Genomic DNA, 13516 nt, shown 5'->3' with positions numbered 1-13516 from the left:
CTGAAATGAAAAAAGCAATATCCTCCGTATTATTTCTCTGCGTTATGGCGTTATGTTCAACATCTGTACTGGCTGCTGATGCCTGCGAAGTGGTGTTATGTATGTATGGTAAAGCAACCGGAAATGGCGGTGGCAGTGAATGTCAATCCGCTGAACGGGTATTCTTTAATATCGTAAAAAAGAATAAACATGGTTTTCTTCCTGACCATACGGCCAATGCCAGACAATCATTTTTAAGTGAATGTGATTCGGCAGACCCGGCGGCTATCGGTCAAATCATCAGTAAATATGGCCGCGTTCGTGATTAATACTGGCGAGACGGCACAGAGCATGACGGTTTTCAGGTTTTTACGGCTTCTGTTTTTCGCGGATTAAGGAGCGAAGAAACAGGGGCCGTAAAAATGAGGCAGCGGACAGAAATATTTTCGCGGGTTAAGGAGCGAAAATAATTCAGGCACCGCGCCTCACCTGCAAACAGCCGCGCCCACGCGGATTTTGCAGGCCGGGGGGAGCCGGATAAATTTCGCCGCCCCAGCGAGCGAAAAGCTGTCGCCCACGACAGCGGTTTATCTGGGGGGCATAGCCCCGCACACCGTCGCGGCTAAGTCTCCGGCCTGAAGCCGGTAGCGTGGCGCGACCACCCCCTTTAAAGGTCAGCTTCCCTTTTATTCCCGCTGCGAGGAACGAGCAAAGGGAAGAAAAAGGCGAAAGCGACCGTCTTAAAGGGGGTGGTCGCGCGTAGCGGGCGACGGTGTGCCGCCGTTGAAGTTGGGGGTTTTGGCGCGGCGTCCAGCCACGACATTACCCCCATGTGACATATCATAAGGGCGTCCAGCCCGCATGTACTGGCGCACGCCGTTTAGTGCAGGGAAGCATGCTTTCCTGCATATGGCCGCACAGCGGCCACCCTCTTTACCCCATACGCTCGCCCCGCCTTTTCGCCCGACACCGTGGGGCGAACTGATGGGGCGATGTCATGGGGCGAACCGCTGACGAAGGAGGCAACGTGATTTTGAATAAGCTGGCCGTTTCACTGTCGCCGATAGTGAATGGCGCGCTTAGCTTCATTGCTTTTATGCAACAGCATCAACTGATGCTGGCGCTGTTATCGGGGCTGACGATGCCGTTTTTCGCGTCGATGAAAAGCGATGAACGGCAAAAAGCCCCATTATGGCAAAAGCTGATTATTGCTTTCTCCATGCTGTGTTTTCTTTGCGGTACCATGGGGCCGGTACTTATCTGGATTATCCAGTGGCTTTATCGGGGCCGGGTCATAGCCAGCGTCCCCGTGCTCACCTGGCCGGTGCTTATTTCCTTTACTGTTGCCGGTTTTATTTTCCATATTATGCTGCGCAGGATATTAACCCCTGAATTAGACAAAATAAAGAAACGCCTTGTCAGAAAAACCACGCTTGAACGGGAATTACGCACCGATGTCCGCACAGTGAAATCACTGCTGCCGGAAACGCTGCATTATGATCCGCTGGATTATATAGACCTGAACAACGGGTTATTTATCGGCATGAACCGAGATATTCAGCCGATGTACCTGCCCTTAAAAGACTGGCAAAAACAACACGCAGATATTATCGGCACCACCGGCGCCGGTAAAGGGGTGGCCACCGGCATATTACTATATCAAAGCATTCTGGCCGGCGAAGGCGTTTTTGTTATGGACCCCAAGGATGATGAATGGGCCCCCCACCTTTACCGCAAAGCCTGCGAGGATGCAGGCAAACCCTTTGCCTTAATTGATCTAAGGAAACAGGCATACCAGTTAAACCTGATTGAAGAGATTAATGCAGATGAACTGGAAGAGCTTTTTGTTGCCGGCTTCAGTCTGGCAGAGAAAGGTCAGGAGTCGGACTTTTATCGCATTGACGACCGGAAAGCGGCCCGGATAGCCGCGCAGTTTGTCACCCGTAATACTGCCTCAACCATTCGGGATGTTTATAACGGAGACTACGTTCAGGGTATTGCCGATAAGGTAAAAGCCTTCTTCGGGAAAATTGAGGAGCTGGCCTTACTCAATGCCATCAATGCGCCCACCGGATTTTCGCTTAATAGGATATTTGAAGAAGGCGGTTGTTGTTATGTGATTGGCTCAATGCGCAACAGCAAAATCATTACCGCGCAGCGCATGCTACTGGTTCGCCTGTACCAGCTGGCAGAAAGGCGCGAGCGAGTGAAAGACGTGCCCCGCCCCATTGCTATTTATCTTTCCGAACTGAAATACCATTTATCCAGGCCCGCGCTGGAGGGTTTAGGCGCGGCGCGGGATAAAGGCGTGCATATTATTATGGACCATCAGTCGATTGCCGATTTAAAAGACTGCCCGGCAGATTTGAAAGGTGACGCCGTTGTCGGCGCGGTCGTTGAGAACGCCAAATTCAAACTGGTTTATCGTGTCATGGATCCGGACACTGCTGAATGGGTGGCCAGGATGTCCGGCACCATCTTAGTCGATGATGAGGTCCGCAAAGCGAAAACCGATGCCGTGCTGACAGAGACTATCGACAGTGAACGCACCATCAGGCAGGCAGAGCGTTTCTTTACCGACAGCAATATGATCCTGAACCTACCCGATTTTGTCAGCTTCATCTTCACGACAAAAACACTCCCGGCTGCTTCGCTGATTTCGCCCATCAGGGTGAAAAAACGCGAACTGGAGATCTGCGCTGTGTCGCCCGCGATTGCCGCCACCGCCGCAACGGTAAACATCATCCTGAATTTTAGCGAGGAGGAGACTTCCCCCGGACCCGCATCAACGCCGGATATCACCACAACGCGGCCCGATCTTTTTTTTGATGAGACGGGAGAAAAAGACACGACAATGCCGAATACCGACAAAGAAGAAAACCCGTCAATGCTGGATTTTTAAAGGGGGGAATGATGCTGATCACCGCATACAGCGAACGCCAGGCGCGACACCGCAAAAAAATACAACGACTGCTGAATTTCCTGAAAGAAGAGACGTACAGTGACTTTAAAACGCTGATGCTGCTGTTCGGCTTCAGGGATCATAAATCGCTGTATTCCCTTCTTTCAAAAGTCGAGGGAATGGGGTTAATACACAAGCATGTCCTGGTATCGCGCACGATGAAGATTTCATTGTGGGGCATTACCATTGACGGACTGGCCGTTGTATTGACCCCCGACGATGTGCTTTTCCCGGCGCGGTTTGAGCCTTCAAAAATCACCGGCTGGACGCTGGAGCACCACCTTGATAATCAGGTTGCCCGGATCATCCTTGAGCAAAAAGGCGCATCCGGATGGATAAACGGCGATCGCACAAACTTCTTCAGTCGTTATCAGACCAGCCATCGCCCGGACGGACTGATTACCCTGCCGGGCGGCACCGTGATCGCCATTGAGACCGAGCGCCGTCTTAAAACCAAAGCCCGTTATCAGTCGATCATCGCCAGTCATTTGCTTGCCCGAACCAGTAAAGACTGGATTTACGTTTTTTATATCGTGCCGGACCCGCAGAAAAAGCGCGGTCTTGAACGGCTGTTTGAAAGCATCAGGAACGTGATCGTTAACCATCAGCACATCCCGCTGGAAACCCGCCACCGGAATGTCTTTCGCATCTACACGCTCGACGAGCTGCAACGGCTCGATTTAAACCACGGCATATAGTTCTTCTCTATCACTTACAGTCCCAACCCACCCAACCAGCAGCGCAACGACCTGAAATAATACCCCTCGAAATACTCATCCAACATCAGAACAGACAGGACACCAAAATGAACAGAGAAACTGGCCGACTTTCGGACGTACTGACTGAAATGAGCGCAAAAGCGCTGGTGACATGGATGACGCATTCCGCTTTGCAGGACATACCGCGCGAAGCATTACTGGTTCGCGGCCACGATTTTGTGTATGCCCTACATGCAAATTTTGTGCTGCTGCGTGATGTTCTGTCAGAAACGATGGAAGATATTGAGCAGCAGAGCCATGACCTCGAAGAAAGACTGAATAGCCTGGAACAACGCCTTCAGACGCTTCAGAAAGATACTGATAATTTATATTAGCTCACCTTTGACCTAGCACAACTACGACATAGGGCCAAACCTAATCTGACAGGCAGCTTTGTGCCAAATATAGTCATTCGTACCCTGAGAGTTACACTTCTTAGTGATTCAGGGTATGCGCTTACTGGTTACGAATATTGTGCCAGAATCATGTGACTTGATGATTGCTGCTTTTCTTTCGAGCCAGTAGGTGCTCCACGTTCGCTAACGAATACTCAGGGCATGCAGATAAACTGCTGACTATATTTCTTTCGAAGAACGTGGAATGCATACCAATCCCCGATAAAAAGGAGTTGGTTATGACCGCGATAGATCAGTTTGCTGCTCATGTTGGTCTGGACTGGGCGGATAAAAAGCACGATGTCTGCGTTCAGTGTAAAAACGGTGAGCGCACATTCCATATAATTGAACACACGCCGGAAGCGCTTGATATCTGGCTCATCGGGTTGCACCAAAAGGTGAAAGGCAGGATCGCCATCGCCCTTGAGTTGAAGAAAGGCCCTGTGGTGTACGCTCTCCAGAAGTACCCTTTTGTCACTGTCTTTCCCGTGCACGTGCTATCGCTGTCCCGTTATCGGCAAACCTTATGGCCAAGTGGTGCGAAGGATGATCCACAGGATGCTGAGTTAGCTTTAGAGCTAATGCTACGTTATCCCCAAAAGATAAAAGCCATAGAACCCGACAATGCGGATATTCGGTTACTTCAGCAGTTAGTTGAGCAGCGTCGACTGCTGGTCGAAGACAAACGCCGCTTTGTGAACAGGCTCATCAACACGCTTAAGCAGTATTATCCTCAGCCGCTGGAGTGGTTCTCACTCCGGGGCAGCTTGCTGTTGTGTGAACTGATTATACGGTGGCCCAGTCTGCAGCAACTGAAGCGTGCCAGGCGCGACACGGTCCGCAACTTTCTGAATGCCAAAGGTGGCCGCGCAATGGTCCTTACCGGGCAGCGCGTTGCGAGTATTGATAACGCTATCCCATTGACTACAGATCAGAGTGTTATAGAGGCTAATGCCCTGATGGCAACAGCACTGGCGACACAAATTAAAGTCGTGAGTGAAATCATCAAAACCTATGACGAACGAATCGAAACACTGTTTGACACATTGCCTGATGCAGGGTTGTTCAAATCACTTCCGGGTATGGGGCCGTGCATGGGCCCACGGATGCTTGCTGCACCTGGTGATAACCGTGACCGGTTTAACAGCGCTGAAGAAATTCAAAACTATGCAGGTATTGCACCGGTGACAGAACGAAGTGGCCAGAAATCCTGGGTCCACTGGCGATGGCAGTGTGCCAGGTTCATCAGACAGACCTTTGTCGAATGGGCTGCCAAAACGGTTAACTCATCATACTGGGCCCGGCTGTATTATCAGGGGTTGCGAGTAAAAGGAAAATCTCACCAGTCTGCAATTCGGGCTCTGGCATTCAAGTGGATAAGGATCATTTACCGCTGCTGGAAGACCAGAACCCGGTACGACGAAGCAAAATATTTGCTGGCTCTTGAAGCGCGAAAATCGCCCTTACTGAAGGCATAAAAAGCTTGTCGAATGTCTCAGGGCGTGAAGCAGACGCTCTCCAAGACATGCTTCGACCAAGAATGGCAATCTATTACTGCTCTTTCAATTCAGTCAGCACCTGCCTTTGATCGACGACTACGTGTCCTCCCTCCCATTTCCGAAACCTCTGAATGCTTCTATAATCGTCGCGGGGTGACGAAGTGACGAAGTTCCTCAATGAATTTCTACAGCCTCTCTCATTTAAATATATAAATCAATGAGATGCGACAGGATAAATGAGCTTATTCGCTATGGTCACCGAAACATTTTTAACTCAGCGCCTTCGGGCGATAGTGAGCTATATATGGAAAATACTGAAAGCAGTATCCCCTTTAGTAAAATGACTGACGGCTTCAAACATGCGGTCGTGCATGTCGCTGTGTTTGTACCACCCAAAAGCTCTACATCTGAGTGGTCTCCTCTGCGTTTGCTGTTCGCATCGGTCTGGTTGTTGGCTTCAGGGAGGCAAGCTCCTTCAAGGCCTATCAAGCCTTACATGAAACGATTTAACAAAGAAGGTTCTATTGCGGTCGACCGTATAGTCATGACCGCAGAAGAAGCCCTTAAGTGGTATCGAAGTACATCGGAAGAACTTCGTACACCTGTTCCCCTTCATGGTTTCCGGGAAAATGCTGACGGTGAACCCCTATCAGCTGGCAGATTTAGTGACTTTCCAAGTTGGCCTGTGTTGGGGATACCTATGGAAAGCGAAGACATCGCCCTAAAATCCGAGCGTTCTTCACTCCCTTTCCGTAATCTTGGTATTATCAGATATTCACGTCGAATTTCAGACAGTCAGGAATGGCCGAGCTTCCTTGATATAGCAGGACAAAGCAAGCAGTGTCAGGAAGCATTCCAATTCTTGGAACACCACATGCATGTCGATTTTAGGGAGTACCCTGAATATATTGGGGGGATGACACTTGCAGTCCCTGATTGCGACGTTCATTCCATTCGACAGTTCGTTTTCCCTAAAGAGGACGGCTCCGAATCTTTGTACTTCCAAGTGAAGTCCCACCCAGGCCGTAAATTCCAAGGTTTAAGCTTGACCTCGATGGAAGGACAGGAAGGAATGCTCACCACCTTCGATACCGTTCCAATTCCAAAGGATGGCTTGGTTGTGATTGAAAGGCCGTCCTCTGTTCATGGAGCTGGTCTCATACTCACACATACTGAACGCGGGGTCTTACTGCAAACGCCCATGCGACAGTTCCTTCGACAAATGAATATGAATATTGAGGTTGTAGAGCGACGTGTCAAGGTTACTGCTCCTGAGACAGATAAAAAGAAAAGTCCAATCAATGAATACGTTACTGAAGATAAAACATTAGCGTCTTCACAAACATTGGGTAAAGCACCTAATACAACAAATGCCTTCCAGCGTTTGCTAGACGCGAAAAACGAGCGACTCCTTAATTACAGTGCCGAATTATATGATCAGACATGGTTTATGGCGGACCAGCGCAAAGAAGCGCTTGAGCACATCAGGGAAAAGCTTAAGCATGCTCGCTCAAGTATCTTCATTGCGGATCCCTACTTCGGCGCAAACCAAATTATCCAATATCTATATGCTATTGAGCGAGATGAGATCAAGATACAAATTTTAACCTCAGGCAGTGCTTTTAAACCAATCAAAGAGGTTGGTACTGAAGTCGATAGTGAGGATAGAGAGTTGACAAAGTACACGCACCAAGCATTGTTGCATAATCTGACTAAGTTCCAGACCATACGAAAAAATAGCATTGAAATCAAAGTCGCCAATACAGAAAATAGCTTATTTCATGATCGTTTCATAGCGATTGATGGTCGTGTATGGATGCTCGGTAGTTCGCTGAACTCTATCGGTATACGACCAACGTTGACCATGCGCATACCTCACGGTGAGAAAATCCTCAGTCACCTTATGCACCTCTACGATAACGCCCGTCCCTTCGAGGACTTTAAAGTCCCGCAAGAGAACCCTAAAAAGCTATGTGTGAACGGGAAACATGAGATAGAGGACTTGCAAAAAGTTCAAGAGACGCAACGATCGGAGGATGGAGCCGAAGTGCAGACAACTCAAGGAGCGCAGGATATGAATAATGGCTAAACTTCCTTTACAAACCGGTGTCAATATGGAACCACTGGTTGTAGAAACAAAATTTACTCCTAAATTACTCATACCTAGTGAGGAGCCCTATCTAGATGGGGCTCACTATCATTTTCCATGTTTTGGTTCCATAAAGTTACGTCATAATACTCAGAATGTGCGGTTAGTCGAGGAATTTAAAAAAGCAATTAGTACCGCACAACGGGTGTGGATAATTGATAAGCATCTATTTTCTGAAGATGGTAAGAATCCTATCCATACTCAAAGAATAAAGAAGGTTGTGGGTTGGTTTTATACAGAGCAAATTCAAACTATAAGAATTTTAACTGGTCATCATGATGACCAAGCCGAAATCGAGAAAGAATTTAAGGTATTAGAAGAAATTGTAACAGGTGCGCGCGCTAGGGTTGACACTCCTTTAAAGGTAGAGCTCTCATTTTTCCTCAAAAACTTCGATTATATTCACGATCGCTTTGCAATTATTGATGACGAGCTATGGCATTTTGGAGCTACTGTAGGTGGCTTCCATCGAGATGTAAATGCTGCGAGCAGAGGCTGGCCTGCTGATACCCATAAGGCAGTCCAATTTTTTGATACAGCTTGGAATATAGCCAACATAAACGGAAAGAAATAGTTATGAAAAAAGAATGGCAATTGCCTACCTCTTATAATTCTGAGCGCTACGAATCATACCTAATCGCCGAATCGGTGATTGAAGATTTTGCACAAGGCCGCGTTGAACTTCCCGATGTATTGGTAAAGTCTATTACAGAATACTTCTGTATCCAGGATGATGCCAAGGATGCTCTTAAGAGATTTTCCAACTATCTGATTGGTTTCAACGAGAACTTTGATGCGTCGGATGATCCGAGAATTCAGGCATGTTTAGCGATCGGAATTGTAACTGTTTGGGCTTCTTCAGAAACTGAAAACCGGTACACCACCTTCAGGGCCCTCGTCCGAAACTCATGGTGGTTCGAACAATTGTGGACAGAAGTGGCGCTGGTTGTAGCCCAGGAAAATGATCTTTTCAAAGAAGCACTCTTAAATTTAGCGGAACAACACTTCGTCGATGCTGAAAAGAAACTGCTTGATGAATACGGGAATGATCCATCAGACCCCATCACCCTTGATGAAATTTGGCATGGATACACTAGGGAAAGACGAACTGACGAATCTAGTTGGCCTTGGATTAAATTACTAGCAAAACTCGATTCCAATAAATTGTTTAAACGGATGGACTCCACACAAAACCTATTCTTGATAAATCGAATACTCGACAGCCCTGAGTTTTACAGTAACTACGACCTGTGGGAGCTACTCACTCTTAGGTCTTCATTTTGTTTCCAAAGTGATGGTTCGTGGAATGGTAGCCTATTGCTTCCTTGCTTACTCAGGTACGGAAGTATGAAACTCATTCATATTTCGGATAAGCGTGTATATCCTTCCTCAATATTAGAGCAGCAATTAGAGCAGCACAACGAATCTCTGCTCGCCTCTTTCGTAGAGACTGTATCCAAAAGGCCCGATTTCGAGGGGCTGTTCAAACGTTGGGGGGCATGGCTCACTCGCCAGCACCTTAAATTCCCCGATAACAATGCAAATCAAGAACGAACTCTGAGCAGCCAAGACATATTATGGGCATTAGCCGAAAAGCTCTCTTGTCCCTATTCCCCAACGGTTTCCGAACAATTAAATCTTTCTTGGGAGCCATGGGTTTACCAATCCATGCTAGCGCTTTTGCATTCGAGGTACCCAGAAAAATTTCCTGTACCCGATGTCAGCACCTTCATTGAAGAATGGGATTTAACGCCTACTGAGTGGGATTCTTTGAAAGGAAAGTTGCTTCGAAGCCATGTTAGTGAATATCACGTTACTCAGCCCAACAACTATGCTTGCCGAGTGCTCGGGTATTCAGTCGCATTAAGCGATGACTTCACCAGTCGCTGGCTGGATATGTGGAACTCTAGCGTTGCACTGAGAGAAATTCTCGAATTCCGTCCCATTTATAAAATATCCAAAGAATGGCAACCTTCGGATGCATCAAGACTGATGTGTACATTGGTTGATGTGGGCTTGGGTATTTTGGACTGTACTGCTAACGCACAGGAAACTCCCAATCCCAAAATGCTTGAGCAATCTGCCAAGTTATTTCAAGCCTTGTGGGAAGCTACAACTGAAATGCTGAGCATCGACTTCTATGGTGACGACTTTTGGCCAATAATGCAACAAAACCTAGTTATTCGCCGACTATGGTGGACAATCGAAGCAAAGAACGCGAATAAAGATCATTACAGCATATACCTAAATCAGACTGCCTATCCAACATCACGGGAAACATTGGCCCATGTCTCCAGCAATCCCTGTTCACTCATAAAACTACTTTCTTTGCTTGAGCAAAACAATATTCCGAAACAAGACTTGAAGGACTTGGCCAACCAGGCCGAAATTGACTTAGTCTCTCTCGCTTCTAGTGCAGCAAGATACCAGAGCGGACCTGAGATGAAATTCAAGATATATCCTTATCACGTTAACTTGATTAAAGAGTTAGCTAGGATCAGATAATAATATCGGGTGTATCGCCCCCCCCCCGGTTTTCTGACTGCATCCGAAAGACTCCTTTTCGCTCGTTGCCGACTATCAGGTGAAATCGTGTTCTAACAGAGAAGACTGCCAGATCAAGTCTGCTCTAATGTATCTAAAAGGAATGAGCGGGCTCTTTGCCGCCCGCTCCGCAGTCTGCGAATTTTCCTGGCACTGTATGCCAGTAAAATTCGCATTGGAATTATACACCCTAACACCACTGCTACTCCTCCCTCGCTATGTAAGGTTAAAGTCACATTCCTTTGCGGCTTCTTGCCCCTGCCCTCAGGCTTTATCCATTAAATAACTATGCGCTTTTGAGGCGGCGCTGACCGCTTTGAAAACATAACGCTTGTCGTTTTTTAGCGCCTGGAGCCATGAGGCAATATAGCTTTCATGCTGCACCTCTCCGACAATCCCCAAATCCGCCATCAGAAAAGCACTTCCCAGCTCCGCCACTAATTCCTCCTCCGCATAATCTGCACTGCCGAATTTCCCTTTCATTTCACGGTTAAGGCGTTTTTTACCACCGCTCCAGTGAACCAGCTCATGCAGGCCGGTAGCATAGAAATTAGCTGCATCAGAAAACAGATGGCGCTCTGGTAGCCATACTTCATCAGTTGAGGGTTGGAAAAAGGCGTTTTGTCCTTTCTCAATGATGTTTGCGCCGCTTTTTCGGATAAGATTTTCAGCCTCCGGCAACGGGTCAAAGGTTGCATCCGGGCTGATGGTTTCAGTTGTCAGCGGAAGACCATCAATTTGCTGAACGTTAAACACGGTGAAGGTTTTCAGCATTGGTATCTGGACAATTTCGCCGTCTTCGCTTTCCTTCTCTAAGGTTGCATAGAAAATGGCTGTCGTGCCGTGCTCCCCTTTGCGCACTTGCCCGCCTTCCGCTTGCGCCTGTTTATAGGTCATCCAGCGTGAATCGTTGAATCCTTGCTCTGACGCACTGCCCCACAACAACATGATATTCATCCCACTGTAAGCAGTACCTGTCGCGTAATTTGAAGGTAATCCTGACATACCAGGTACGCGCTGCCACGGGCATGACCACGGCTTAACTCCTGCTTCAAGTGCAGAAATGATGTTGTCAGTGACAGTCTGATAAATATCGGTTTTGGAAAATTTCGTTTTTGAGGAGCCTGACTGCTCCAGCGGGGATACGCTGGTTGCTGCTGCGGTGTTAGGGGCGCTAGTCTGGGTATGCAGGGAAATAGTCATGTTTTTTCTCCGTCAGTGGTGTGATTTTCGTCTTCGTATCGCCTGACGGTTCGCTTTCCCGACATCGTTCCGGCACGCAAGGACGCAGCATGCGTGCCATTTATCCTTGCGGGACGGGTTGTGTTGGGAAACGATTAACCGGAAGCCGATACAGGAACGAAAAGCGCACAGGAGAAAAAACTGCCCCGGCATAGCCGGGCGTAGACCCCTTACTCCACAGTGGTGAAAAGTAGATTGGTGGTTTTGAGTCTGGGACCGGCACTGACAAGAACTTCATGTAGGTGTTAGCATGCTTTTCTGCCGGGCGAGATGATCCTGCTAACCGGGGGGCGGTTTGTTCTTAAATTGTCTCGTTCCGGCATCAATCACCACCAAGTCTGTGCTTTCTCCTTATTGAGCACCGCGTACAGTCTATCTACCATCACACGGATTCAGGGTGAGAGATTTCTTGAAACAGGCCACAGCGCCGTAACCGTCGCATCCTACTTGGAGTCTCAACGGGTATTATCCTCAATTCCCCGCGCCGGATCGTCGGTTTTATCAGAGTTTCGGCGAAGAGCGCCATACTAGGTCAGGACGGTGAAATTCGTAGCGGAGTTGAAGGGAATGGACTTTAGCCGTGCGCGCACGACACAAAAAAGCGCTAACGCCTTATGTCGTCGATGGAGTTAGTCAGGAGGCCAATCCCGACGCCTGATTTTGCAGGCTCGGGGCAAAGAAACAGCGATTGATGATGAGCGGCAAGAAAATTACTGGAAAGTGGATCGCAGAAAATAAAAAATCCATCCATTGAGTATATAATTATGCTGTCTGTTAAGCATTCTTAATAAACCTCCCTGCTTTCCTCTATTATTTTTCGAGACAATATTTAGTGGTTTTTCTTCCATTGCAGGAAAAACTGAAATGCCGATCTTCTGGGTTCCTGAGTATCCACAACATAAAAATTTCGTGGGATATTGTTCTCCGAACTAGCGCCAAAGACATTCAATCCATACAGAGTAACGTCGCAACCTATCATCTCATTAGACTCAGGAATAAATCGAGTCGGAATATGGAATACTTTTGCCATATAACCATCAGGAAGTAGGAGTCGTAGAGTTGTAAAGTTATTATCCATCTCAACATCCAGTAATCGCCCATGAATATCGATGCTAAAATGACGATCGTCAGGGCAGGATTGTTGCCTGAAATGGCATGAATTTTTTGAGTAAATCGGGCACGAGCAACGGCCAGCACACTGAATACAATGTTTACCCGGCCGAGCTATATTAAGCGCAGAAAAAGAAGTATTACGAGGTAATATTTCATTAAATGAGACAAGAACACGATTGACGCATTCTTGCAGGCTGTTATCCAATACACCGGTCCAGCTACCCCCTACTCCGGCTAGTTCCAGTTCAATATTGATTTCAGGAGCTAGCTCTTTCACCATCATGCCATATGCCGCTATTTGTAACAAATATTCTTCTTTCGGCTGATTTTTTTCGTCTCTCACTTCGCCGGTTTTAAAGTCAACAACCCGTATCTGCCCGGCTTCTTTTCTGTAAATGAGATCAGCACGTCCCTGCATATCGAAACAAGTACTTTTCAGCAGTTTTTCCCGACCTACCGGAATAACACTTTCCCGCATTTTTATCATATCTGGCAAATGTCCAACCCGTTCATCAACCGGAGTAACAAGAGATTTGGCGTAACGAATGTATTTGATCAACGCCTGACGCGATACTAATCCAGCAATGCCATAGCGTTCCCAGACCCATAGCGCCAGTGCTCCTTGCTGAGTCTTTATCAAGGTCGCCAGAAAGTCGTTTTCAAGCCTCTGTATGATTGATTCAGGACTATTCTCACCACTTTTTTGCAACGTGTTAGCCAATCTGTGCACGGCACTCCCCAGAGCAGCCTGAGGAGGCAAAGGCAAACACCGGAAAGAATGCTGCTCGCTTTCCAGCAAGTACCTCATTGGGCAGGTAATAAATACGCCCAGCTTTGAGGGGAGCGCCGGGCGGGTACGCTCCAACGTCATTATA

At 47.6% G+C, this 13516-nt stretch carries 10 protein-coding genes; 8 read left to right on the top strand and 2 right to left on the bottom strand.

Annotation, left to right across the window (positions count from 1 at the left end):
- Positions 1 to 5: 5 nt before the first annotated feature.
- From OGX89_RS11735 to OGX89_RS11700, 8 genes are all read left to right on the top strand, one after another.
- Positions 6 to 308: a TrbM/KikA/MpfK family conjugal transfer protein gene (locus OGX89_RS11735; protein ID WP_100280148.1), complete on the top strand. Its 303-nt coding sequence runs from the start codon at positions 6 to 8 to the stop codon at positions 306 to 308.
- A gap of 698 nt (positions 309 to 1006) precedes the next feature.
- Entirely contained in the window at positions 1007 to 2881 is a 1875-nt protein-coding gene (locus OGX89_RS11730; RefSeq protein ID WP_286560521.1) for a type IV secretory system conjugative DNA transfer family protein, read from the top strand.
- An 11-nt stretch (positions 2882 to 2892) separates the two neighbouring features.
- Positions 2893 to 3639, top strand: a complete 747-nt coding sequence (gene mobC / locus OGX89_RS11725) for a MobC family replication-relaxation protein (protein ID WP_286560568.1) — start codon at positions 2893 to 2895, stop codon at positions 3637 to 3639.
- A gap of 107 nt (positions 3640 to 3746) precedes the next feature.
- Positions 3747 to 4034 carry a hypothetical protein gene (locus OGX89_RS11720; RefSeq protein WP_286560520.1) on the top strand — a complete coding sequence of 96 codons (288 nt, stop codon included), beginning with the start codon at positions 3747 to 3749 and terminating at the stop codon, positions 4032 to 4034.
- Between the two features lie 299 nt (positions 4035 to 4333).
- Positions 4334 to 5572 carry an IS110 family RNA-guided transposase gene (locus OGX89_RS11715; protein ID WP_286560519.1) on the top strand — a complete coding sequence of 413 codons (1239 nt, stop codon included), beginning with the start codon at positions 4334 to 4336 and terminating at the stop codon, positions 5570 to 5572.
- A 325-nt stretch (positions 5573 to 5897) separates the two neighbouring features.
- Positions 5898 to 7682, top strand: a complete 1785-nt coding sequence (locus tag OGX89_RS11710) for a VPA1262 family N-terminal domain-containing protein (protein ID WP_286560517.1) — start codon at positions 5898 to 5900, stop codon at positions 7680 to 7682.
- Positions 7675 to 8316 (top strand): hypothetical protein, encoded by a 642-nt coding sequence (locus tag OGX89_RS11705; RefSeq protein WP_286560515.1) that lies wholly within the window; start codon positions 7675 to 7677, stop codon positions 8314 to 8316. Before OGX89_RS11710 ends, OGX89_RS11705 begins: the two co-directional genes overlap by 8 nt.
- A gap of 2 nt (positions 8317 to 8318) precedes the next feature.
- Positions 8319 to 10247 (top strand): hypothetical protein, encoded by a 1929-nt coding sequence (locus tag OGX89_RS11700; RefSeq protein ID WP_286560513.1) that lies wholly within the window; start codon positions 8319 to 8321, stop codon positions 10245 to 10247.
- 303 nt (positions 10248 to 10550) lie between these two features.
- Here OGX89_RS11700 and OGX89_RS11695 read toward each other — a convergent pair whose 3' ends face one another.
- Both OGX89_RS11695 and OGX89_RS11690 read right to left on the bottom strand, forming a co-directional pair.
- The gene (locus OGX89_RS11695; RefSeq protein ID WP_286560511.1) at positions 10551 to 11489 is read right to left on the bottom strand and encodes an ArdC family protein; all 939 of its coding nucleotides are present in this window, start codon (positions 11487 to 11489) and stop codon (positions 10551 to 10553) included.
- An 868-nt stretch (positions 11490 to 12357) separates the two neighbouring features.
- A complete protein-coding gene (locus tag OGX89_RS11690) occupies positions 12358 to 13512 on the bottom strand; it encodes a RecB family exonuclease (RefSeq protein ID WP_286560509.1) in 1155 nt (384 codons plus the stop codon).
- Positions 13513 to 13516 lie beyond the last annotated feature (4 nt).

Source organism: Citrobacter sp. Cpo103, from assembly GCF_030332605.1.
Classification (GTDB): Bacteria; Pseudomonadota; Gammaproteobacteria; order Enterobacterales; family Enterobacteriaceae; genus Citrobacter; species Citrobacter portucalensis.
Note: the sequence above shows the minus strand (reverse complement) of the source record. Positions and strands in the feature narration are given on the sequence as shown.